Source organism: Desulfosporosinus lacus DSM 15449 (genome assembly GCF_900129935.1).
In the GTDB taxonomy this organism is placed as follows: domain Bacteria; phylum Bacillota; class Desulfitobacteriia; order Desulfitobacteriales; family Desulfitobacteriaceae; genus Desulfosporosinus; species Desulfosporosinus lacus.
Genome location: NZ_FQXJ01000021.1, coordinates 32,320 through 52,287 on the forward strand (window position 1 = coordinate 32,320; position 19,968 = coordinate 52,287).

General features: G+C 45.5%; 35 protein-coding genes. All 35 read right to left on the minus strand.

Going from position 1 to position 19,968, the window contains the following annotated elements; translation table 11 throughout:
• Positions 1-59: 59 nt before the first annotated feature.
• Positions 60-398 (minus strand): 50S ribosomal protein L17, encoded by a 339-nt coding sequence (gene rplQ / locus BUB11_RS21500; RefSeq protein WP_073032149.1) that lies wholly within the window; start codon positions 396-398, stop codon positions 60-62.
• 26 nt (positions 399-424) lie between these two features.
• Positions 425-1,372 (minus strand): DNA-directed RNA polymerase subunit alpha, encoded by a 948-nt coding sequence (locus BUB11_RS21505; RefSeq protein WP_073032151.1) that lies wholly within the window; start codon positions 1,370-1,372, stop codon positions 425-427.
• 69 nt (positions 1,373-1,441) lie between these two features.
• A complete protein-coding gene (gene rpsD, locus BUB11_RS21510; protein WP_073032153.1) occupies positions 1,442-2,071 on the minus strand; it encodes a 30S ribosomal protein S4 in 630 nt (209 codons plus the stop codon).
• A gap of 13 nt (positions 2,072-2,084) precedes the next feature.
• Positions 2,085-2,474: a 30S ribosomal protein S11 gene (rpsK, locus tag BUB11_RS21515; RefSeq protein WP_007778485.1), complete on the minus strand. Its 390-nt coding sequence runs from the start codon at positions 2,472-2,474 to the stop codon at positions 2,085-2,087.
• An 18-nt stretch (positions 2,475-2,492) separates the two neighbouring features.
• The gene (rpsM, locus tag BUB11_RS21520; protein ID WP_073032155.1) at positions 2,493-2,864 is read right to left on the minus strand and encodes a 30S ribosomal protein S13; all 372 of its coding nucleotides are present in this window, start codon (positions 2,862-2,864) and stop codon (positions 2,493-2,495) included.
• Between the two features lie 93 nt (positions 2,865-2,957).
• Complete coding sequence (rpmJ, locus tag BUB11_RS21525) at positions 2,958-3,071, minus strand: 50S ribosomal protein L36 (protein ID WP_007778480.1); 114 nt, start codon at positions 3,069-3,071, stop codon at positions 2,958-2,960.
• Positions 3,072-3,092: 21 nt separating this feature from the next.
• Positions 3,093-3,311, minus strand: a complete 219-nt coding sequence (gene infA / locus BUB11_RS21530) for a translation initiation factor IF-1 (RefSeq protein ID WP_007778476.1) — start codon at positions 3,309-3,311, stop codon at positions 3,093-3,095.
• A gap of 40 nt (positions 3,312-3,351) precedes the next feature.
• Entirely contained in the window at positions 3,352-4,098 is a 747-nt protein-coding gene (map, locus tag BUB11_RS21535) for a type I methionyl aminopeptidase (RefSeq protein ID WP_073032156.1), read from the minus strand.
• 5 nt (positions 4,099-4,103) lie between these two features.
• Positions 4,104-4,745 (minus strand): adenylate kinase, encoded by a 642-nt coding sequence (locus BUB11_RS21540; protein WP_073032158.1) that lies wholly within the window; start codon positions 4,743-4,745, stop codon positions 4,104-4,106.
• 14 nt (positions 4,746-4,759) lie between these two features.
• Complete coding sequence (gene secY / locus BUB11_RS21545; RefSeq protein WP_073032160.1) at positions 4,760-6,046, minus strand: preprotein translocase subunit SecY; 1,287 nt, start codon at positions 6,044-6,046, stop codon at positions 4,760-4,762.
• A 1-nt stretch (position 6,047) separates the two neighbouring features.
• Positions 6,048-6,488: a 50S ribosomal protein L15 gene (gene rplO / locus BUB11_RS21550; protein WP_073032162.1), complete on the minus strand. Its 441-nt coding sequence runs from the start codon at positions 6,486-6,488 to the stop codon at positions 6,048-6,050.
• 18 nt (positions 6,489-6,506) lie between these two features.
• Positions 6,507-6,689: a 50S ribosomal protein L30 gene (gene rpmD, locus BUB11_RS21555; RefSeq protein ID WP_073032164.1), complete on the minus strand. Its 183-nt coding sequence runs from the start codon at positions 6,687-6,689 to the stop codon at positions 6,507-6,509.
• Positions 6,690-6,701: 12 nt separating this feature from the next.
• Positions 6,702-7,172: a 30S ribosomal protein S5 gene (rpsE, locus tag BUB11_RS21560; protein ID WP_373887458.1), complete on the minus strand. Its 471-nt coding sequence runs from the start codon at positions 7,170-7,172 to the stop codon at positions 6,702-6,704.
• Between the two features lie 56 nt (positions 7,173-7,228).
• On the minus strand, positions 7,229-7,597 hold the full coding sequence (gene rplR / locus BUB11_RS21565; protein WP_073032168.1) for a 50S ribosomal protein L18: 369 nt from the start codon (positions 7,595-7,597) through the stop codon (positions 7,229-7,231).
• 54 nt (positions 7,598-7,651) lie between these two features.
• The gene (gene rplF, locus BUB11_RS21570; RefSeq protein ID WP_073032170.1) at positions 7,652-8,206 is read right to left on the minus strand and encodes a 50S ribosomal protein L6; all 555 of its coding nucleotides are present in this window, start codon (positions 8,204-8,206) and stop codon (positions 7,652-7,654) included.
• Positions 8,207-8,230: 24 nt separating this feature from the next.
• A complete protein-coding gene (gene rpsH, locus BUB11_RS21575; RefSeq protein ID WP_073032173.1) occupies positions 8,231-8,629 on the minus strand; it encodes a 30S ribosomal protein S8 in 399 nt (132 codons plus the stop codon).
• Between the two features lie 28 nt (positions 8,630-8,657).
• Positions 8,658-8,843, minus strand: a complete 186-nt coding sequence (locus BUB11_RS21580) for a type Z 30S ribosomal protein S14 (RefSeq protein WP_045574846.1) — start codon at positions 8,841-8,843, stop codon at positions 8,658-8,660.
• A gap of 20 nt (positions 8,844-8,863) precedes the next feature.
• Positions 8,864-9,403 (minus strand): 50S ribosomal protein L5, encoded by a 540-nt coding sequence (gene rplE, locus BUB11_RS21585; RefSeq protein WP_073032174.1) that lies wholly within the window; start codon positions 9,401-9,403, stop codon positions 8,864-8,866.
• Between the two features lie 20 nt (positions 9,404-9,423).
• Positions 9,424-9,777, minus strand: a complete 354-nt coding sequence (rplX, locus tag BUB11_RS21590; protein ID WP_073032176.1) for a 50S ribosomal protein L24 — start codon at positions 9,775-9,777, stop codon at positions 9,424-9,426.
• Positions 9,778-9,804: 27 nt separating this feature from the next.
• Positions 9,805-10,170: a 50S ribosomal protein L14 gene (rplN, locus tag BUB11_RS21595; protein ID WP_073032178.1), complete on the minus strand. Its 366-nt coding sequence runs from the start codon at positions 10,168-10,170 to the stop codon at positions 9,805-9,807.
• Positions 10,171-10,205: 35 nt separating this feature from the next.
• A complete protein-coding gene (gene rpsQ, locus BUB11_RS21600) occupies positions 10,206-10,466 on the minus strand; it encodes a 30S ribosomal protein S17 (protein ID WP_073032180.1) in 261 nt (86 codons plus the stop codon).
• Positions 10,467-10,489: 23 nt separating this feature from the next.
• Positions 10,490-10,693 carry a 50S ribosomal protein L29 gene (rpmC, locus tag BUB11_RS21605; RefSeq protein ID WP_014901242.1) on the minus strand — a complete coding sequence of 68 codons (204 nt, stop codon included), beginning with the start codon at positions 10,691-10,693 and terminating at the stop codon, positions 10,490-10,492.
• A complete protein-coding gene (gene rplP, locus BUB11_RS21610; RefSeq protein WP_073032182.1) occupies positions 10,683-11,120 on the minus strand; it encodes a 50S ribosomal protein L16 in 438 nt (145 codons plus the stop codon). The genes rpmC and rplP overlap by 11 nt, the downstream gene beginning before the upstream one ends.
• Positions 11,121-11,783: a 30S ribosomal protein S3 gene (rpsC, locus tag BUB11_RS21615; RefSeq protein WP_073032184.1), complete on the minus strand. Its 663-nt coding sequence runs from the start codon at positions 11,781-11,783 to the stop codon at positions 11,121-11,123.
• A gap of 3 nt (positions 11,784-11,786) precedes the next feature.
• On the minus strand, positions 11,787-12,128 hold the full coding sequence (gene rplV / locus BUB11_RS21620) for a 50S ribosomal protein L22 (RefSeq protein WP_073032186.1): 342 nt from the start codon (positions 12,126-12,128) through the stop codon (positions 11,787-11,789).
• Positions 12,129-12,149: 21 nt separating this feature from the next.
• Positions 12,150-12,431, minus strand: coding sequence for a 30S ribosomal protein S19 (gene rpsS / locus BUB11_RS21625; RefSeq protein WP_073032188.1), 282 nt, complete (start codon positions 12,429-12,431; stop codon positions 12,150-12,152).
• Positions 12,432-12,449: 18 nt separating this feature from the next.
• Complete coding sequence (rplB, locus tag BUB11_RS21630; RefSeq protein WP_073032190.1) at positions 12,450-13,277, minus strand: 50S ribosomal protein L2; 828 nt, start codon at positions 13,275-13,277, stop codon at positions 12,450-12,452.
• A 33-nt stretch (positions 13,278-13,310) separates the two neighbouring features.
• Positions 13,311-13,598, minus strand: a complete 288-nt coding sequence (gene rplW, locus BUB11_RS21635) for a 50S ribosomal protein L23 (protein WP_073032191.1) — start codon at positions 13,596-13,598, stop codon at positions 13,311-13,313.
• A complete protein-coding gene (rplD, locus tag BUB11_RS21640) occupies positions 13,598-14,221 on the minus strand; it encodes a 50S ribosomal protein L4 (protein WP_073032193.1) in 624 nt (207 codons plus the stop codon). Before rplD ends, rplW begins: the two co-directional genes overlap by 1 nt.
• Positions 14,222-14,244: 23 nt before the next feature.
• Positions 14,245-14,874 (minus strand): 50S ribosomal protein L3, encoded by a 630-nt coding sequence (gene rplC, locus BUB11_RS21645; RefSeq protein ID WP_073032195.1) that lies wholly within the window; start codon positions 14,872-14,874, stop codon positions 14,245-14,247.
• Positions 14,875-15,053: 179 nt separating this feature from the next.
• Complete coding sequence (gene rpsJ / locus BUB11_RS21650; protein ID WP_007778414.1) at positions 15,054-15,359, minus strand: 30S ribosomal protein S10; 306 nt, start codon at positions 15,357-15,359, stop codon at positions 15,054-15,056.
• 236 nt (positions 15,360-15,595) lie between these two features.
• Positions 15,596-16,798 carry an elongation factor Tu gene (tuf, locus tag BUB11_RS21655; RefSeq protein ID WP_073032197.1) on the minus strand — a complete coding sequence of 401 codons (1,203 nt, stop codon included), beginning with the start codon at positions 16,796-16,798 and terminating at the stop codon, positions 15,596-15,598.
• Positions 16,799-16,891: 93 nt separating this feature from the next.
• On the minus strand, positions 16,892-18,970 hold the full coding sequence (gene fusA / locus BUB11_RS21660) for an elongation factor G (protein WP_073032198.1): 2,079 nt from the start codon (positions 18,968-18,970) through the stop codon (positions 16,892-16,894).
• 39 nt (positions 18,971-19,009) lie between these two features.
• Positions 19,010-19,480: a 30S ribosomal protein S7 gene (gene rpsG, locus BUB11_RS21665; RefSeq protein WP_073032200.1), complete on the minus strand. Its 471-nt coding sequence runs from the start codon at positions 19,478-19,480 to the stop codon at positions 19,010-19,012.
• Between the two features lie 57 nt (positions 19,481-19,537).
• Positions 19,538-19,957 carry a 30S ribosomal protein S12 gene (gene rpsL / locus BUB11_RS21670; protein WP_073032202.1) on the minus strand — a complete coding sequence of 140 codons (420 nt, stop codon included), beginning with the start codon at positions 19,955-19,957 and terminating at the stop codon, positions 19,538-19,540.
• Positions 19,958-19,968: the final 11 nt, after the last annotated feature.

Here is a 19,968-nt window from a genome sequence, read left to right on the forward strand (position 1 = left end):
TGTACCACAAAGGCTGGGAATGCTTAACCTTGTAAGCAACCCAGCCCTTAAGTACCGCATTATACGAGTTCGATGATTACCATTGTGGCAGCATCTCCTCGACGTAAGCCGAGTCTCATGATCCGAGTATAGCCGCCTTGACGGTCAGCATATTTCGGCGCGATAGTATCAAATAACTTCGTAACAACATCTTCATCCATTAGATAAGCCATTGTTAAACGACGGGCAGCCAAATCTCCTTGCTTGCCAAGTGATATCATCTTTTCAGCAATAGCATTCAGTTCCTTGGCGCGTGCTTCTGTCGTTTGAATACGCTCATGTCTTAACAGGGAAGTGACAATGTTACGCAACATTGCCCCGCGATGACCAGTGTTTTTTCCTAACTTGCGGTAAGCCAATTACATTCCCCTCCTTTTGCACCGAATTAGTCTTCAGCAGGCCGGAAAGATAAACCTAAGTCCTTAAGTTTAAATTCCACTTCTTCTAAAGACTTGCGACCAAGGTTACGTACTTTAATCATGTCTTCTTCCGTTTTTTGGGTCAACTCTTCAACAGAGTTAATCCCTGCCCGTTTCAGGCAGTTGTAAGAACGAACAGACAGATCTAATTCCTCAATCGTCATCTCGAGGATTTTATCTTTGGCTTCCTCTTCTTTTTCCACCAAAACCTCAATACTATTGAGTTTATCAGTGAGTCCCATGAAAAGGCGCAGATGATCACTTAGGATTTTGGCTGCCGAACTGGTAGCTTCTTCCGGTGAAATACTGCCATTAGACCATGCTTCAAGGGTTAACTTGTCATAGTCTGTGATCTGACCAACCCGGGTATCCTCTACCGTGTAGTTGACCTTGTAAATCGGGGCAAAGATGGAGTCAATGGGGATAACTCCGATGACATGATCTGGCTTCTTGTTTTTGTCAGCAGGAACGTAGCCACGGCCGCGTTCTACCGTCATTTCCATAAATAGCCGACCATCTTTATCTAATGTCGCAATCTTCAAGTCATTGTTTAAAATCTCAATATCTGGGTCAGTTATAATATCTCCTGCCAAGACAACCCCTTCACCCTGGGCTTCAATACGTATAACCCTAGACTCATCCGTATAGCCCTTCAGAGCAAGAGACTTCAAATTGAGAATAATGTCTGTAACGTCTTCCAAAACACCCGGAATCGTTGAGAACTCGTGTAGTACTCCTTCGATTTTGACTGATGTTACCGCTGATCCCTCGAGAGAGGACAGGAGAATCCGCCTTAAAGAATTTCCTAAGGTGATCCCATATCCTCGCTCAAGAGGTTCAACAATGAATTTTGCATAGGAGTTATCTTCAGAACGCTCGATACACTCGATTCTGGGCTTCTCGATTTCTAACATCGGAATGCACCTTCTTTCTCGAGAACTTGATATACAAACCATCCGACCCAAATGGGTTGAACGTCAACATTAACGGGAGTATTTCTCCACGATGAGGTGTTCTTGGATAGGCAGTTGAATATCTTCACGAGTAGGCAGTGCAACTACAGTTCCAGCAGCAGTATTGGCATCCAAGCTCAACCAACCGGGAACCGAACGCGTACCCAGGTTTTCGAGGAGTTGTTTCATACGTGGCGAGCTCTTACTGCCTTCTTTGACAGCAATGACTTCACCAGCACGTACCGAATAGGAAGCGATATCAACTTTTTTACCATTTACGGTAAAATGACCGTGATTAACGAGTTGACGAGCTTCTGGGCGCGATGATGCAAAACCCAAATGGAAAACGACATTATCAAGTCGACGTTCCAGCAGAACCAACAAGTTTTCACCGGTTACCCCTTTACGACGGGCAGCCTCGTCAAAATAACTACGGAATTGTTTTTCCATGACGCCGTACATGCGGCGTGCTTTTTGTTTTTCTCGCAACTGAAGACCATACTCAGTGGGCTTCTTTGCACGGGCTTGGCCGTGTTGGCCAGGAGCGTAAGCACGACGGTCGATCGCGCACTTACCAGTATAACAACGTTCTCCTTTAAGGAATAACTTCATTCCTTCACGACGACATAAGCGACAGACTGGTCCAGTATATCTAGCCATGATTACACACCTCCTATACCCTTCTGCGTTTCGGTGGCCGACAGCCATTGTGTGGAATCGGTGTCACGTCTTTAATTAAATTAACTTCTAAACCTGCAGCTTGCAGGGCTCGAATAGCAGCTTCTCGTCCAGCTCCAGGTCCTTTTACATAGCATTCAACATCTTTTAAGCCATGTTCCATTGCAACTTTAGCACAGGTTTCGGCAGCCATTTGGGCTGCAAAAGGTGTACTCTTACGAGAACCCTTAAATCCAAGAGAACCTGCACTGGACCAGGAGAGTGCGTTCCCGCTGGTATCCGTAATGGTCACCATGGTATTGTTGAAAGTAGATTTGATATGAGCAATTCCACTTTCAATATTCTTGCGTTCCCGGCGTTTTGTCCGGACAACTTTACGTGCCATCTCGGTTATCCCCCCTTATTACTTTTTACGTTTTGCTCCAACAGTCTTAGCCGGACCCTTACGGGTTCGGGCATTGGTTTTCGTGCGTTGCCCCCGAACCGGAAGTCCGCGACGATGGCGCAGCCCGCGATAAGAACCAATTTCCATAAGACGTTTGATATTGAGGGAAACTTCGCGACGCAAGTCGCCTTCAATTTTAATCTCTTTATCAATAAATTCCCGAAGCTTGCTGACTTCATCTTCTGACAAGTCACGCACTCGGACATCCGGGCTTACACCCGTTTTAGCGAGAATCTTATGTGAAGTTGGTAGCCCTATCCCAAAAATATAGGTCAAAGCTATCTCTAAACGTTTCTCGCGCGGTAAGTCAACTCCAGCGATACGTGCCATCTAAAATTTACACCTCCACTATTTCAGTTCTGGAAACAATATAAAATCGGTGCATTGGAGATTTTCTCCAATCAGCCGCGCAACCGAAACTTTTTAGCCTTGTCTTTGCTTGTGTTTCGGATTTTCACAAATGATCATGACTTTACCATGGCGACGAATAATTTTACATTTTTCACAGATCTTTTTAACAGAAGGCTTTACTTTCACTGTAATCCCTCCCTTTGGTCATTACTTAAACCTGTATGTGATTCTTCCTCGAGACAGATCATAAGGGGAAAGCTCCACAGTGACCCGATCTCCCGGCAGAATTCTAATAAAATTCATGCGGATTTTTCCAGAGACATGCGCTAATACCTTGTGTCCATTCGCCAACTCAACTTGGAACATGGCATTTGGCAACGGCTCTAAAACTTTACCTTCAACTTCAATCACGTCTTCTTTTGACATAATTATTTACCCCTCCTCTGGCATTCCCTACGCCTCGCACCTAACATCGAGTTAGAATTTCTAGGCCATTTTCCGTAATTGCAACTGTGTGCTCGAAATGGGCCGATGGCCGGTTATCTTTCGTAACCACAGTCCAGCGATCCTTTAGCGTCTGCACTTCATACGTACCCATGTTCACCATGGGCTCAATAGCCAAGGCCATACCAACCTCGAGTCGTGGCCCCCGGCCTGGTTTGCCAAAATTCGGGATCTGAGGATCCTCATGCATGGCTTTTCCAATCCCGTGCCCAACATAATCGCGCACTACTGAAAACCCATTTGCTTCAACATGCGTTTGAACCGCATTAGAGACGTCATAAAGGCGATTGCCTACTTTAGCTTGTGCAATACCCTGCATCAAGGACTCTTCAGTCACTCTCAAAAGTTTTTGGAGGTCTTCACCAACTTCTCCAATTGGTAAAGTCACAGCCGCATCTCCAAAGTATCCCTCTATGAGTGCACCGCAATCTATACTTATAATATCTCCAGATTCTAGAATCCTTAAACCGGGTATTCCATGAACTACTTGTTCATTTACAGAGGTACACAGCGTTGCCGGAAAACCATTATATCCTTTAAACGCTGGTATGGCACCCTGCGCACGAATATATTTCTCAGCTATGCGATCCAGTTCCAGAGTTGTAACACCGGGTTTAGCGTGCTCACGGATAAGGGCAAGTGTCTCAGCCACGATCCGCCCTGCATTACGCATTAGAACTAATTGGTTCGCATTTTTCAGCTCAATCATGCTGATTAGCCCAAAGCTTTCAGAATATCCTGAAACACTTGGTCAATTGCTTGATCCCCATTAATACGCTTTAACAGTCCCTTTTCCTCGTAAAAAGCTATCAAAGGTTCTGTTTGCGTATTGTAAACATTTAAGCGATTCTTAGCTGTTTCAACAGTGTCATCAGAACGCTGATAAAGCTCTCCTCCACATTGACCGCAAACTCCTTCTTGCTCAGGAGCGTTGAAGATCATATGGTAAGAAGATCCGCATTTCCGGCATACACGTCGTCCAGTTAATCTGGGAATTAACACCTCTTCGTCAACTTCAATGTTGATAACACCATCGAGCTTCATGCCAAGGCGCTCTAAAATACCAGCTAAAGCACTGCCTTGAGCAAGTGTCCGTGGAAATCCATCAAGAAGAAATCCATCCGCACAATCAGGCAGTGCTAACCGCTCCTCAACAATCCCAATTGTCACTTCATCAGGAACCAAGCCGCCTGCATCCATGAAGGATTTAGCCTTAAGACCTAAGGCAGTTCCCTCTTTAATAGCTGCTCTAAACATGTCCCCTGTTGAAATATGTGGGAAATGAAAACGTTCTACGAGCGGATTTGCCTGCGTTCCCTTACCTGCACCTGGGCCACCCATTAATATTATCTTCATTGCTCTTCCTCCTCTTACTTCATAAATCCTTGATAATGCCTCGACATAAGTTGGGATTCAATTTGTTTCATCGTATCGAGGGCAACCCCAACCACGATCAGAAGGGATGTTCCACCAAAATAGATGTTCTTGAGTCCTGTAAGTCCAATAACTAGTGTCGGTAGGACTGCAATCAAAGCTAGAAATAAACCACCTGCGAGAGTTATACGGTTTAATACTTTAGACAAATATTCTGCCGTTGGTCGCCCAGGTCGAAGGCCGGGAATGAATCCCCCATACTTCTTCAGATTATCAGCTACATCAATTGGGTTAAAGGTGATAGAAGTGTAGAAGTACGTGAAGAATAATATGAGCGCACCGTAGAGCAGTAGGTATGGGATTGAGGTAATGCTGCCATTCATGGTAAACCATGTGGTGACAAATCTTGCGAAACCTGATGTCGGCGTCCAAGACGCAATCGTCTGTGGGAAAGCAAGCAAGGACATTGCGAAAATTACTGGGATAACCCCTGCTTGGTTAACCTTGAGCGGAATATGGCTGCTTTGGCCTCCATACACTCGACGACCGACTACTCTCTTCGCATATTGAACTGTTACACGACGTTGCCCTTCTTGAACATAAATAACACCCGCTGTGATAAAGGCAACGATGAGCAACAATCCGATAAGTGAGAGAGCATTGATTTCCCCTACCCTTAACATCTCAAACAAGGATGTAATTGCTGATGGGACTCTTGAAACAATTCCTGCAAAGATGATGAGTGAGATACCGTTTCCAATCCCCTTCTCGGTGATTGCCTCTCCGAGCCACATTAGAAAGGCGGTTCCAGCTGTTAGAACAAGTGCTATCAGCAGGAATGTCGGCCATTTCATAGCTGGACTGGGGATATTAACTGCAGCCCTGATCCCGTAGGTAAGTCCAAATGCTTGAATGAATCCAAGAGCAACGGTACTATATCGCGTATATTGTGTTATCTTCTTACGCCCATAGTCGCCCTCTTTAGAAAGCCGTTCAAGCGAGGGAATGACAATCGTCAGAAGCTGAAGAATGATGGATGCGGTAATATAGGGGGTAATACTCAAAGCAAATACAGATAGACTTTTAAAGGATCCTCCAGAAATCGTGTCCATGAAATTCATCATGGCACCAGAACCAAACATTTGGTTCAGCATTTCTCGATCAATAAAGGGAGTTGGAATATGTGCTCCGATACGAAAAATCAGGAACATCAGCAAGGTATAACCGATTTTCTTCCTGAGATCCGCTACATTCCATGCATTCTTCAGGGAATCGACAGCCATCCTACTCCACCTCTACTTTTCCACCCGCCGCAACTATCTTCTTTGCCGCTGCTGGGCTGACTTTGTCAATTTTGACGGTCAGTGCTTTGGTCAAGTCCCCTGTTGCCAGAATCTTAACGCCATCTTTAGCGGCTTTGATCAAACCAATTTCAAAGAGGCTTTCAATCGTAACTTCAGCACCATCTTCAAAACGTTCTAAGTCACGAACATTCAATGCAACAATTTCTTTTCTGGAAATATTATTAAAGCCGCGCTTTGGCGCTCTGCGAAACAGAGGATTTTGTCCACCTTCAAAACCCGGACGTACTCCACCGCCTGCTCGCGAATTTTGCCCCTTGTGTCCTTTACCGGAAGTTTTACCATGTCCGGAACCAATGCCGCGACCCAAGCGCTTAGGTGCATGTGTTGATCCTTCAGCAGGCTTTAGTTCATGCAATTTCATGCTGGCCTACACCTCCTTCTATTGAGCTAGTGTTTCTACCGTAACCAAATGCATGCATTTATGAACCATTCCCAGAATCCCAGGACTGTCCTCATGAACTGCACTTGATCCAACTTTTCCTAAGCCAAGTGCTTGTAACACTTTGTGCTGTGCTTTAGAATATCCGATTGGGCTCTTTGTTAGTGTCACTTTAATTTTCATGACCAACCCTCCTTAACCTAGAACTTCTGCTACGGTCTTGCCTCGGAGTTTGGCAATCTCTTCTGGACGTTTGAGAGATTTTAAGGCTGTCATCGTCGCATTAACCATATTATGCGGGTTTGCTGAACCCAATGACTTCGTTAGAATGTCATGAACTCCGGCAACCTCGAGAACTGCACGAACAGCTCCTCCAGCAATAACTCCGGTTCCTTTGGAAGCCGGCTTTAACAGCACGTGTCCCGCACCAAATATTCCATTGATGGGATGAGTAATTGTGGTTCCGTGCATAGGAACGCTTATGAGATTCTTTTTAGCATCTTCGATTCCTTTACGAATTGCTTCAGGAACTTCTCCAGCTTTTCCCAGTCCAGCACCAACACGTCCGTTGCCGTCTCCGACCACAACCAGAGCGCTAAAGCTAAAGCGGCGTCCACCTTTAACAACCTTGGCCACACGGGCAATATGAACAACCTTTTCAATCATGTCTGATTTATTAGCTTCGAACTTCGCCAATTTGAAAATTCCTCCTTTACCCAAGCTTAGAAGCTGAGTCCAGCTTCTCGCGCTGATTCCGCCAATGCTGAGATTCGCCCGTGATAGACATTTCCTCCACGATCGAATACTACTTGCGTGATTCCTTTTTCAAGGGCTTTCTTCGCAACCAGTTCGCCAACCTTTTGAGCGCCAGCGGTGTTACCACCTGACAATTCTGCTGCTTTGAACTCTGGATCGAGAGAAGAAGCCGCAACAAGTGTTACTCCGAGCTCGTCATTGATAACCTGAGCATAAATATGATTCAAGCTCCGAAACACTGCTAAGCGAGGACGCTCGGCAACTCCGATAACATTCTTGCGGATACTCTTATGCTTTTTCAAGCGAATAGCCTTACGATCAATGCGCTTAATCAAAGGGAACACACTCCTTTCACGTTGGCAAGAGATTTTGCCCTTGCCTAATTTGTATTACTTCTTGGCGCCTTTTTTGCCACCTGTCTTACCTACTTTACGACGGATGACTTCACCTTCGTATTTAATACCTTTGCCTTTATAGGGTTCAGGCAGCCGTTCGGAGCGAACAACAGCGGCAAAAGCACCAACGAGTTCTTTATCCATTCCTTTAACCAAAATTTTATTGGGTGCAGGAACTTCAAAGTCAATCCCCTCAAAGGGAGTAAGTTCAACTGGGTGTGATTTTCCAACCGTTAAAACCAACTTGTTTCCTTGCTTCGCAGCACGATATCCAACCCCAACCATATCCAGACCCTTGGTAAACCCATTCGTAACGCCCTCTACCATGTTGGCGATTAACGTGCGAGTCAGTCCATGCAGAGAACGGCTTAAAGGTTGATCATCTGGCCGTGTAACAATGATTTGTGAGTCTTCTACGGCAATGTTCATTAATGAATGAATTTCTCTTGTTAAGGTGCCTTTCGGACCCTTAACTGTAACAACGTTACTCTCTATTTTGAAGTCCACACCACTGGGTATTCCAATGGGGCGCTTGCCAATTCTGGACATTCACTGCACCTCCGCCTTAGAAAATTACCAAATGTAGGAGATTACTTCTCCACCAAGGCCCTCTTTTCGGGCTTTCTTATCTGTCATTATCCCCTTGGATGTTGAAATAACTGCGACTCCAAGTCCACCAAGGACTTTCGGAATTTCATCCTTTTTCGCATAAACACGCAGTCCCGGACGGCTTATCCGCTTCAGCCCGGTAATAACACGCTCACGGTTTGGACCGTATTTCAAATACATCCGAATCACGCCTTGTTTGTCGTCGGCAATGAATTCTACATCCTTGATGTACCCTTCTGATTTAAGCAATTCCGCAAGCTCTCTCTTAATACGAGATGCTGGCACCTCAACTTTATCGTGATAAACCATTCCCGCGTTGCGGATACGAGTTAAAAAATCTGCTATCGGATCTGACATTGACACTTCAGTCGTCCCCCTTCCTTACAATGTTTTACCAACTGGCCTTCGTGATTCCAGGAAGTTCCCCTTTGTGAGCCAACTCCCGGAAGCAAATCCGGCAAATTCCGAATTTCCGCATGTAAGCATGGGGACGTCCACAAAGCTTGCAACGGTTATGCGAACGTACTGCGAATTTTTGTCCACGATTTTGGCGGACAACCATTGATGTCTTAGCCACGTTCTTGAACCTCCTTTTCTCTAATCACGGTATGGCATTCCGAATCCACGAAGCAACTCTCGCGCTTCCTCATCGGTTTTTGCCGTTGTTACAAAGACTACATCCATCCCACGAAGCTTGTCGATCTTATCGTACTCCATTTCAGGGAAGATCAGTTGCTCCTTGATTCCTAAGGTGTAATTTCCACGTCCGTCAAACGCCTTTGCTGAAATACCGCGGAAGTCTCGAACACGAGGCAACGCCACGTTTAAGAGTCGATCCATGAATTCATACATACGTTGACCACGTAAAGTGACTTTACAACCAATGGGCATTCCTTCGCGAAGCTTAAATGCCGCAATAGATTTCTTAGCTCGTGTGACAATCGGCTTTTGTCCAGCAATCTTCATAAGATCACCAACCGCGGAATCAATCGCTTTGGAGTTTTGAACCGCTTCACCAACACCCATATTGATAACGATTTTATCAACTTTTGGAATTTGCATCACATTTTTATAAGCAAACTTCTGCTGTAAGGCAGGAGCTATTTCGGTTAAATATTTATCATGCAGACGAGCCACTAAGGTCCCTCCTTTCGCGATTAGTGTTTATCCGGTAGATTCACACCGCACTTTTTACAGACGCGGAATTTACCGTCTTCCGTTACCTTATAACTGACACGAGTCACGGATTTACACTCTTGGCAATATAACATTACATTTGAGCTGGCCATTGGAGCTTCTTTTTGAACGATGCCGCCTTGAGGCATGCTTTGAGAAGGTTTTGTATGACGCTTGATCATGTTGGCCTTCTCAACCACTATACGGCCCTTCTTAAGAATCACATCAATGACTTTGCCTTTTTTGCCGGCATCCTTGCCGCTGATTACCATGACATAGTCGCCTTTTCTAACGTGTATCTTGCTAGGTTGTACCTTATGCTTAGTAGCAGCCACTTTCTTCACCTCCACCCATCATGGGTCTTAGATAACTTCCGGTGCTAAGGAAATAATTTTCATGTAGTTATCACGCAACTCGCGCGCTACTGGTCCAAAGATACGGGTGCCGCGAGGACTTTTGTCATCCTTGATGAGGACTGCCGCGTTTTCGCTAAACCGTATATAAGATCCGTCGGTACGCCGAATTTCTTTCTTCGTTCGTACTACTACAGCCTTAACAACGTCTCCCTTTTTAACAACGCCCCCTGGCGTTGCTTGTTTAACAGAAGCAACAATAATATCTCCAATCGTTGCATATCGGCGCATTGAACCGCCGAGCACACGAATACACATCAACTCTTTAGCGCCTGAGTTGTCGCCAACTCTAAGCCTAGTTTGTACTTGGATCATTCCATTGACCCCCTTCCGAACTAAATATCAAAGATTTAGAGAGCAATTGATCTCTGAGTTATCTCAACTACGCGCCAGCACTTATCCTTACTTAAGAGGCGTGTTTCCATGATCGTGACAGTATCCCCGATGCGGGCTTCATTGTTCTCGTCATGAGCCTTATAGTTTTTTGTGCGTGTGATTGATTTTTTATAAATCGGATGACTCTCTGTGATCTCAACTGACACAACAACAGTTTTGTCCATCTTGTCACTGACAACTTTGCCAGATCGAACCTTACGTTGGGCTCTTTCCACGTTAAAATGCCTCCTTTCTCACCTTAGGCACGTTCAATCTTTAACTCGCGCTCACGAAGAATCGTTTTACCGCGGGCTATTCCTTTGCGGACTTCACGAATTCGCATCGGGTTATCTAATTGTCCCGTTGCCAACTGGAAACGCAAATTAAACAGTTCTGTTTTGAACTCGTCGATTTCCTTTAATACTTCTTCATTCGTTAGGTCTCGGAAATCCTTAGTTTTCATTTGCGTCACCTCCTTCTTGATCTGCACGGGTAACGAACTTGCACTTGATCGGGAGTTTATGCATTGCAAGACGTAAGGCCTCGCGTGCTTGTTCCTCCGTTACGCCGTTTAATTCAAACATTACACGGCCTGGCTTTACTACAGCTACCCAATATTCCGGGGAACCTTTACCACTACCCATGCGTGTTTCAGCAGGTTTAGCTGTAATAGGCTTGTCCGGAAAGATTTTAATCCAAACTTGACCGCCACGTTTAATGTAACGGGTCATAGCAATACGAGCAGCCTCAATTTGTCGATTCGTAATCCAGCCTGCTTCCATAGCCATAAGGCCAAATTCACCAAACGTGATTTTATTACCGCGTGTAGCCTTACCTGATAAGCGTCCACGATGTTGTTTCCGATGTTTCACTCTGGCTGGGACTAGCATCTAGTTTCCTCCTTCCACCTGAGCGACGGCCTTTTTGGCGGGTAGAACCTCACCTTTATAAATCCAAACCTTGATACCAATTTTTCCGTACGTGGTATTGGCTTCGGCAAATCCGTAATCAATATCTGCACGCAGGGTGTGAAGGGGTACTTTTCCTTCATGATACCATTCGGTTCGGGCAATTTCGGCTCCAGCCAAACGACCGCTGCATTGAATTTTAATACCTTGAGCGCCCTGCCTCATTGTCCGTCCAACTGTTTGCTTCATGGCCCGACGAAAGGATACGCGTTTCTCAAGTTGTAGTGCAATGTTTTCTGAAACCAATTGGGCGTCAAGCTCAGGTTTCTTAATTTCTACGATATTTACTGCTACTTGCTTGCCTGTTATGGCTTCAAGTTGTTTGCGCAGATTTTCGACTTCAGTGCCACCACGTCCGATAACAATACCAGGCTTTGCAGCGTAGACAGATACTTTAACACGACTGGCTGCCCGCTCAATTTCGACTTTAGGGCATCCCGCTTGTTTAAGTTTATTCTTTACGAACTCACGAATCTTCAAATCTTCATGAAGAAGTTCCATGTAGTTCTTATCTGCATACCAACGGCTTTCCCAGTCCCGGATAATTCCGACGCGGAGGCCTTTGGGATTAACCTTTTGACCCACAGTTTAGCCCTCCTTCTTCTCGCCTACAACCACGGTAATGTGACTCGTCCGTTTCCGGATTTGGTCAGCACGTCCCATAGCTCGAGGCTTGATACGTTTTAAAGTCGGTCCTTGATCCACACATATTTCAGTAATATACAGATCATCAACATTCATGTCATAATTATGCCCTGCATTTGCGACTGCAGACTTCAGTACCTTGGTCACATCATCAGTGGATCCATTAGGGGTAAACTGAAGGATTGCGAACGCATCACTGATCTTTTTGCCACGAATCAAATTAACAACTTGGCGTACCTTACGAGGAGAGATACGTACATATTTTGCCACTGCTTTTGCTTGCATGTGCCTTAACCTCCTCTCGAATTATCGTAAGCCGCTGGATTTTTCGCTGCCAGCATGGCCCTTATAGGTGCGAGTAGGCGAAAACTCTCCGAGTTTATGCCCAACCATGTCTTCTGTAACATAGACCGGAACATGTTTTCGTCCATCGTGAACCGCAATGGTGAGTCCGACCATTTGCGGGAAAATTGTTGAGCGTCTGGACCAAGTCTTGATGACACGTTTGTCACCTGATTCGTTCATCGCTTCTACCCGTTCGAGTAAACGAGATTCGACGAAAGGTCCTTTTTTCAGAGATCTGCTCATTCATGGGCCTCCTTTCGACTACTTACTGCGCCGCTTCACAATAAAGCGATTCGACGGATTCTTCTTCTTGCGGGTTTTTGCACCCAGAGCTGGTTTTCCCCAAGGAGTACATGGGTTGCGACCTATTGAGTTACGGCCTTCACCACCACCGTGCGGGTGATCCACAGGGTTCATTACAGATCCGCGGACTGTAGGACGAATGCCCATCCAGCGTGATCTGCCGGCTTTACCAATATTAATGTTCTCATGGTCAAGATTTCCTACTTCACCGATAGTTGCTCGGCACTCAATACGGATCATTCGCATCTCGCCCGATGGAAGTCTTAAGGTTGCATAAGATCCTTCTTTAGCCATAAGTTGAGCTGATCCACCAGCTGAGCGAACCATTTGTCCACCCTTGCCAGGTTTCATTTCGATGTTGTGTAACAAAGTACCGACTGGAATGTTCTGAAGCGGTAGGCAGTTGCCTACTTTAATGTCAGAATCCGGACCAGAAACAACCATCTGATCAACACTTAAGCCATTAGGCGCTAAAATATAGGTTTTAAAGCCATCCTGATAAAACAACAATGCAATGTTAGCTGAACGATTTGGATCATATTCAATACTCGCAACACGAGCAGGAATTCCATCTTTGTTGCGCTTAAAGTCAATGATACGAAGCTTTCGCTTATGTCCGCCGCCTTTATGGCGAACACTCAAGCGACCGTCGTTATTACGACCCGCTTTCTTAGTCAAAGGCTTGACTAAAGAGCGCTCAGGCTCAGTTCTGGTAATCTCTTCATACGTCGAACCAGTCATATTTCGACGGCTTGGAGAGGTAGGTTTATAAGTCTTTATTGCCATAGGTCTTCATTATCCTCCTTTGCTTCAAGCTGCTTACAGGCCCGCGAAGTTTTCAATCTTATCTCCAGCTTTAAGCGTAGCAATCGCTTTTTTACGGTTCGATGTTTTGCCAAGATATTTCCCAACCCGCTTCATTTTACCTTTTACGGATAATGTACGGATTTCCACTACGGATACTTTAAACATCTTTTCCACCGCAGCTTTGATTTCAATCTTGTTCGCAGCTGGATTTACCCAGAAGGTGTATTTGTTTTCTTCAACAAGTCCTACGGACTTCTCAGATATTACCGGACTTTTGAGGACATCTCGTGCGTCGCGCATTACGCTAACACCTCCTCTGCTTTAGTTACTGCCGCTTTGGTCATCACTAGGATGTCATGATGAAGCAGGTCGAAAACATTCATTCCAGCGACATCCATTGCTTTTACACCCTCGATATTACGGGCTGAACGGAATATTGCCTCATCAGCATTATCCATCACAATCATAGCCTTCTTATCAATATTAAGAGCTTTGAGCACTTGAACGATCTCTCGAGTTTTTGCCTCATTTATGCTTAAATCATCAAGGACAATCAGCTGTTGCTCTAAGACTTTCGAAGAGAGCGCCGAGTACAAAGCTAATCGGCGTACTTTCTTAGGTAATTTAAAACCATATTTGCGTGGTTTAGGAGCGAAGATTACACCGCCGCCCCTCCACAATGGAGAGCGCGTACTTCCAGAACGTGCACGGCCCGTTCCTTTTTGACGCCACGGTTTGCGTCCACCTCCGCGAACTTCACCGCGTAACAAAGCAGACTGAGTTCCCCGTCTTTCTCCTGCTAATTGCGAGACAACTGCTGAGTGAAGAACGTGGACATTCGGAGTAATTCCAAACACATTTTCACTGAGTTCAATTTCTCCGACAGCTGCGCCTTGCATATTTACTACTTGAACTTTCGGCATTGCTTATTCCTCCTTTCCCAGTGTTACTTCGCCTTGACAGAAGGCTTCAGAATGAGCAACGACTTATTCGCTCCAGGGAGAGCCCCTTTAATCAAGATCAAGTTTTTATCCATATCAACCCGGATAACTTCCAGGTTTTGTACTGTTACACGTTCGCCACCCATACGTCCTGGCAACTCACGACCTTTAAAGACTCGAGCCGGGCCTTTCGCGCCAAGGGAACCTGAACGACGATGATACTTGGATCCATGTGCCATCGGTCCGCGACTTGCGTTATGACGCTTGATCATACCGGCAAACCCTTTCCCTTTAGAAGTACCTACAACATCAACTTTGTCGCCAACTGTGAACAGATCTACAGTCACTTCTTGCCCAACCTCATAGCTCTCGATATCATTGACTCTGAACTCACGAACATATCGCATAGGCTTAAGAGAAGCCTTTTGGAAATGTCCTTTTCGAGGCTTATTGCTCAAGCCATCGCGAAGGATAGAAAAGCCCACTTGGATAGCGTTGTAGCCATCTGTTGCAATCGTTTTCTTCTGCACTACCGGGCAAGGACCCGCTTCAACGACAGTAACCGGAACCACACGTCCTTCAGCTGTAAAAACCTGAGTCATACCAATTTTTTTACCTAAAATTCCTTTTGACACGAATGCCACCTCCTAAACGCTTTGAAGTGCGCTAGATTCCTCTAGAGCACGAGAGCGCTATTTTATTTATATTATGCCAGCCACCCGGTAGCAACTCCACGCTACCGGGTGTTTCGCACAACAAACATAACGATAGTATATCACAAAGTTAAATGATTTGCTACTCTAATTTTAGCCAATTACAACTTAATTTCGATATCCACACCGGCTGGCAGATCTAAGCGCATGAGCGCATCCACTGTCTTAGGCGTCGGTTCAAGAATATCAATTAGGCGTTTATGAGTGCGCATCTCAAATTGTTCCCGTGAATCTTTATTGACATGTGGCGAGCGCAAAATGGTGTAGATGCTTTTCTCTGTTGGAAGAGGAATTGGTCCACTAACCTGTGCGCCCGTACGTTTTGCAGTTTCAACTATGCGTTCTGCTGATTGGTCAAGTGTTTTGTGATCAAATGCTTTAAGCCGAATTCTGATCTTTTGGCTCATAAGTTACAACCTCCTCATAATTCCCGTTATACGGGTTTCGAGCGTAAAAATTCCCTGACCAAGCGGAGTCACTCGTCCAGCAACCTTTTACGCCATTCCTGGTGTCAGAAGTCAGAGGCCGGAAAGTGTGTTTCTCATTTAATCCAACCTTCCGTCAACTGGCGACTACTGACTGGCTTTTAATGACGAGAGGAAAAGTGACTTTTCCTCTCGTCATTAAGTCTAAAAAATATTTCTTAGCTGTTAATTTTTGCAACGATACCTGAACCAACAGTACGGCCACCTTCACGGATAGCAAAGCGAAGTCCTTCTTCCATAGCGATTGGAGTGATAAGTTCAACTTCAATCGTTACACGGTCGCCAGGCATAACCATTTCAGTGCCCTCTGGAAGAGTGATTACTCCAGTTACATCTGTTGTGCGGAAGTAAAATTGTGGGCGATAGTTATGGAAGAACGGGGTATGACGGCCACCTTCTTCTTTATTAAGAACGTATACTTCACCAGAGAACTTGGTGTGAGGCTTGATTGATCCGGCTTTAGCCAAAACCTGTCCGCGCTCAATATCTTTACGCTCAACTCCACGAAGGAGAGCTCCAATGTTATCTCCAGCTTGAGCTGAATCAAGGAGTTTACGGAACATCTCTACGCCTGTTACGACAGTCTTACGGGCAGTGTCAGTCAAACCAACGATTTCAACCTCGTCACCGACTTTAACTCTACCACGGTCAACACGACCTGTAGCAACCGTTCCACGTCCAGTAATAGTGAAGACATCCTCGACAGGCATTAAGAAAGGCTTGTCAGTGTCACGCTCTGGAGTTGGGATATAGGAATCAACAGCATCCATGAGATTCCAGATCTTGCCGCACCATTCGCAATCACGTTTTCCGCAACCGCACTGAAGGGCTTTTAGACCAGAACCAGGAATGATAGGAACATTGTCACCATCATACTCCTGGGCAGTTAAGAGTTCGCGAAGCTCCATTTCAACGAGCTCGATTAACTCTTCATCATCAACCATGTCTACCTTGTTAAGCCAAACTACAATACTAGGAACACCTACTTGGCGAGCCAAGAGAATATGTTCACGGGTTTGTGGCATAGGGCCGTCAGCGGCAGAAACACAGAGGATGGCTCCGTCCATTTGAGCCGCACCAGTGATCATGTTTTTAACATAGTCAGCGTGTCCTGGGCAGTCCACGTGTGCATAGTGACGATTGTCAGTCTCATACTCAACGTGTGCAGTGGAAATGGTGATTCCACGTTCGCGTTCCTCAGGAGCCTTGTCGATTTGGTCAAACGCTGTAGCTACAGCGCCACCGTGCTTGGAAAGAACAACGGTGATTGCCGCTGTCGTAGTAGTTTTACCATGGTCAACGTGACCAATGGTTCCTACGTTAACATGTGGTTTTGTACGTTCGTATTTAGCTTTTCCCATTTTAATCACTCCTTTAATATACTATAAAGTTATATGATTCAGGGAGGTTACGAAGCCCGAACAAAAGCTCGTGCTTCGCGCCTCAAACTTCGCCTATGACCCTTGGCGCTTAGCAATAATGCCATCCGCAATGCCTTTTGGGACTTCTTCATAGTGATCGAACTGCATCACATAGACTCCACGGCCTTGAGTTGCTGAGCGTAAGTCGGTTGAATACCCGAACATTTCGGAAAGTGGAACAAATCCACGAACAACTTGAGTATTGCCACGCGCTTCCATTCCTTCAATCCGACCACGACGTGAGCTTATATCTCCAATGACATCTCCCATATATTCTTCAGGAACTGTCACTTCGATTTTCTCGATCGGTTCAATGATCGCAGGATCAGCTTTGAGCGCACCGGCTTTAAATGCCATAGATCCAGCAATCTTAAAGGCCATTTCTGAAGAGTCAACATCATGGTAAGAACCGTCATACACTGTTGCACGCATGTCAAGCAGAGGATAGCCAGCAAGAATACCATTTTGCATCGCTTCTTCGATACCGGCTCCAATCGGATTAATGTATTCCCGAGGGATAACTCCTCCGACTACCTTGTTAACGAATTCGAAACCGCTACCGGGCTCAAGAGGTTCCAACTCGATCCAACAATGTCCATATTGACCGCGTCCACCAGACTGGCGAACAAATTTCCCTTCGGACTTAACAGTCTTCCGAATGGTTTCTTTATAAGCAACTTGTGGACGACCTACATCACATTGTACCTTAAATTCTCGCTGTAAGCGGTCAACGATAATCTCCAGATGAAGTTCACCCATTCCTTCGATGATCGTCTGCCCAGTTTCTGTATCGGTGTGCATTCTAAAGGTCGGATCTTCTTCAGCCAAACGGCCGAGTGCCCCGCCCATTTTTTCTTGGTCGGCTTTAGTCTTAGGCTCAATCGATACAGAGATAACAGGCTCTGGGAATACCATTTTCTCCAGAATGATTGGAGTCTTCTCGTCGCATAAGGTATCCCCTGTCGAGGTATCCTTTAAGCCGACGGCAGCAGCGATATCACCTGAACGCACTTCTTGTATATCTTCGCGGTGGTTGGCATGCATTTGAAGGATCCGTCCGATGCGTTCGCGCTTGCCCTTAGTCGAGTTGTAGACGTAAGAACCGGCACCTAAAACTCCAGAATAGACCCGGAAGAATGCAAGTTTACCCACGAATGGGTCAGCCATGATCTTAAAGGCTAAAGCGGAGAAAGGTTCAGTATCTGAGGCTGTCCGCTGATCTTCTGCCCCGGTATCAGGATGTACTCCGTTAATTGGCGGTACATCTAATGGCGATGGCATATAATCAACTACAGCATCCAGCAAAGGTTGAACTCCTTTGTTCTTGAATGCAGAACCACAAATGACCGGGATAAATTTGTTCCCGATGACTCCGCGGCGTATGCCGTCGCGAATTTCTTGTTCTGTGAGTGCTTCCCCTTCAAGATACTTCATCATGAGTTCTTCGCTTGTTTCAGAAACCGCTTCAATTAACTTTTCACGGTATTCACTGGCTAATTCAGCTAGGTCTTCTGGGATCGCACTATGCTCTTCAGTCGTACCTAGGTCATCTGTATAGATTGTCGATGTCATTGTCACTAGGTCGACAATTCCTTTGAAGTTTTCCTCAACACCAATCGGCAATTGGATCGGTACAGGGTTAGCACCCAATCGGTCAGTTATCATGGAAACTCCGCGGAAGAAATCCGCACCCAATCGATCCATTTTGTTAATAAAAGCGATCCGCGGAACTTTGTATTTATCCGCTTGACGCCATACAGTCTCCGATTGAGGCTCTACGCCACCGACTGAACAAAACACTGCTACAGCACCGTCTAGTACACGCAAGGAGCGTTCAACTTCCACAGTGAAGTCCACGTGCCCTGGTGTGTCAATGATATTAATCCGGTTGTTTTTCCATTGGCATGTTGTAGCCGCAGAGGTGATAGTAATACCGCGTTCTTGCTCCTGGACCATCCAGTCCATCGTCGCAGCGCCATCATGAACTTCTCCAATTTTATGCACACGTCCGGTATAAAAAAGGATACGTTCAGTTGTTGTCGTTTTTCCTGCGTCAATATGAGCCATAATACCTATATTGCGCGTATTTTCTAGTGAAAATTGTCTTGCCATTGAGAATCCCCCTTTCTGTCAAAATCAGTGTGTCTCAAATTACCATTTGTAATGCGCAAAAGCCTTATTTGCTTCAGCCATTTTGTGCATATCATCTTTTTTCTTTACTGAACCCCCTGTATTGTTAGAGGCATCAAGTAATTCTCCGGCAATCTTCTCTTGCATTGTCTTCTCGCCCCGTTTACGAGCCATAGCGACAAGCCAACGCAGAGCTAGGGTAGTACGGCGCTCAGCACGTACTTCGATAGGGACTTGATAGTTTGCTCCCCCAACACGGCGTGCCTTTACTTCCAATACCGGCATAACATTCTTTAGCGCAGTACTGAAGACTTCAAGAGGATCTTTGCCAGACTTTTCCTGAATCATATTAAATGCGCCGTAGCAAATTGCTTCAGCCGTTCCCTTTTTACCATCTAACATAATTTGATTGATAAACTTGGTTAGAGTTTGATTCTTGTAAATCGGATCTGGCAGAACATCGCGTTTGGCAACATATCCTTTACGTGGCATTTGGTAACCTCCTTTGTATCATAATATTAACATTTCGAGACAATTTAAGAGCACTTATTAGGCTTTCTTAGGACGTTTTGCACCATACTTCGAACGACCTTGCGAACGTTTTTGAACAGCAGTTGTGTCCAAAGCACCACGAATAACGTGATAACGCACACCAGGAATGTCCTTAACACGACCGCCACGAATAAGAACCACGGAGTGTTCTTGTAAGTTGTGTCCGATTCCAGGAATATAGGTGGTTACCTCAAGCCCATTAGTTAAACGCACACGAGCAACCTTCCGGAGTGCTGAGTTAGGTTTTTTAGGAGTGGTAGTATAAACCCTAGTACAAACTCCTCGTTTTTGAGGGGATCCTCCTGAGGGATATTGCTTACGTTTAAGTGAGTTATATCCCCACTGTAAAGCCGGAGCTGTTGATTTTTTTTCGATTGTGGCACGTCCCTTACGGATAAGTTGATTAATTGTCGGCATGTCTCCGCCTC

Excerpts from the sequence above, each read along its gene's own strand:
- rpsM (WP_073032155.1), bottom strand. The coding sequence starts at position 2,864 with ATGGCACGTATCGCTGGAGTTGACTTACCGCGCGAGAAACGTTTAGAG.
- rplD (WP_073032193.1), bottom strand. The coding sequence starts at position 14,221 with ATGCCGAAAGTTCAAGTAGTAAATATGCAAGGCGCAGCTGTCGGAGAA.
- BUB11_RS21505 (WP_073032151.1), bottom strand. The coding sequence starts at position 1,372 with ATGTTAGAAATCGAGAAGCCCAGAATCGAGTGTATCGAGCGTTCTGAA.
- rplP (WP_073032182.1), bottom strand. The coding sequence starts at position 11,120 with ATGCTAGTCCCAGCCAGAGTGAAACATCGGAAACAACATCGTGGACGC.
- rpsJ (WP_007778414.1), bottom strand. The coding sequence starts at position 15,359 with ATGAGCCAAAAGATCAGAATTCGGCTTAAAGCATTTGATCACAAAACA.
- rpmC (WP_014901242.1), bottom strand. The coding sequence starts at position 10,693 with ATGAAAACTAAGGATTTCCGAGACCTAACGAATGAAGAAGTATTAAAG.
- rplW (WP_073032191.1), bottom strand. The coding sequence starts at position 13,598 with ATGCGCGACGCACGAGATGTCCTCAAAAGTCCGGTAATATCTGAGAAG.
- rpsD (WP_073032153.1), bottom strand. The coding sequence starts at position 2,071 with ATGGCTAGATATACTGGACCAGTCTGTCGCTTATGTCGTCGTGAAGGA.
- tuf (WP_073032197.1), bottom strand. The coding sequence starts at position 16,798 with ATGGGAAAAGCTAAATACGAACGTACAAAACCACATGTTAACGTAGGA.
- rplB (WP_073032190.1), bottom strand. The coding sequence starts at position 13,277 with ATGGCAATAAAGACTTATAAACCTACCTCTCCAAGCCGTCGAAATATG.
- fusA (WP_073032198.1), bottom strand. The coding sequence starts at position 18,970 with ATGGCAAGACAATTTTCACTAGAAAATACGCGCAATATAGGTATTATG.
- rpsG (WP_073032200.1), bottom strand. The coding sequence starts at position 19,480 with ATGCCACGTAAAGGATATGTTGCCAAACGCGATGTTCTGCCAGATCCG.
- rpsK (WP_007778485.1), bottom strand. The coding sequence starts at position 2,474 with ATGGCACGTAAAGTTGTCCGGACAAAACGCCGGGAACGCAAGAATATT.
- rplO (WP_073032162.1), bottom strand. The coding sequence starts at position 6,488 with ATGAAATTGCATGAACTAAAGCCTGCTGAAGGATCAACACATGCACCT.
- rplN (WP_073032178.1), bottom strand. The coding sequence starts at position 10,170 with ATGATCCAAGTACAAACTAGGCTTAGAGTTGGCGACAACTCAGGCGCT.
- rplF (WP_073032170.1), bottom strand. The coding sequence starts at position 8,206 with ATGTCCAGAATTGGCAAGCGCCCCATTGGAATACCCAGTGGTGTGGAC.
- map (WP_073032156.1), bottom strand. The coding sequence starts at position 4,098 with ATGATTGAGCTGAAAAATGCGAACCAATTAGTTCTAATGCGTAATGCA.
- secY (WP_073032160.1), bottom strand. The coding sequence starts at position 6,046 with ATGGCTGTCGATTCCCTGAAGAATGCATGGAATGTAGCGGATCTCAGG.
- BUB11_RS21540 (WP_073032158.1), bottom strand. The coding sequence starts at position 4,745 with ATGAAGATAATATTAATGGGTGGCCCAGGTGCAGGTAAGGGAACGCAG.
- rpsL (WP_073032202.1), bottom strand. The coding sequence starts at position 19,957 with ATGCCGACAATTAATCAACTTATCCGTAAGGGACGTGCCACAATCGAA.
- infA (WP_007778476.1), bottom strand. The coding sequence starts at position 3,311 with ATGTCAAAAGAAGACGTGATTGAAGTTGAAGGTAAAGTTTTAGAGCCG.
- rpmD (WP_073032164.1), bottom strand. The coding sequence starts at position 6,689 with ATGAAAATTAAAGTGACACTAACAAAGAGCCCAATCGGATATTCTAAA.
- rpsE (WP_373887458.1), bottom strand. The coding sequence starts at position 7,172 with ATGATTGAAAAGGTTGTTCATATTGCCCGTGTGGCCAAGGTTGTTAAA.
- rplV (WP_073032186.1), bottom strand. The coding sequence starts at position 12,128 with ATGCAAGCAAAAGCAGTGGCAAAATATGTACGTATCTCTCCTCGTAAG.
- rpsS (WP_073032188.1), bottom strand. The coding sequence starts at position 12,431 with ATGAGCAGATCTCTGAAAAAAGGACCTTTCGTCGAATCTCGTTTACTC.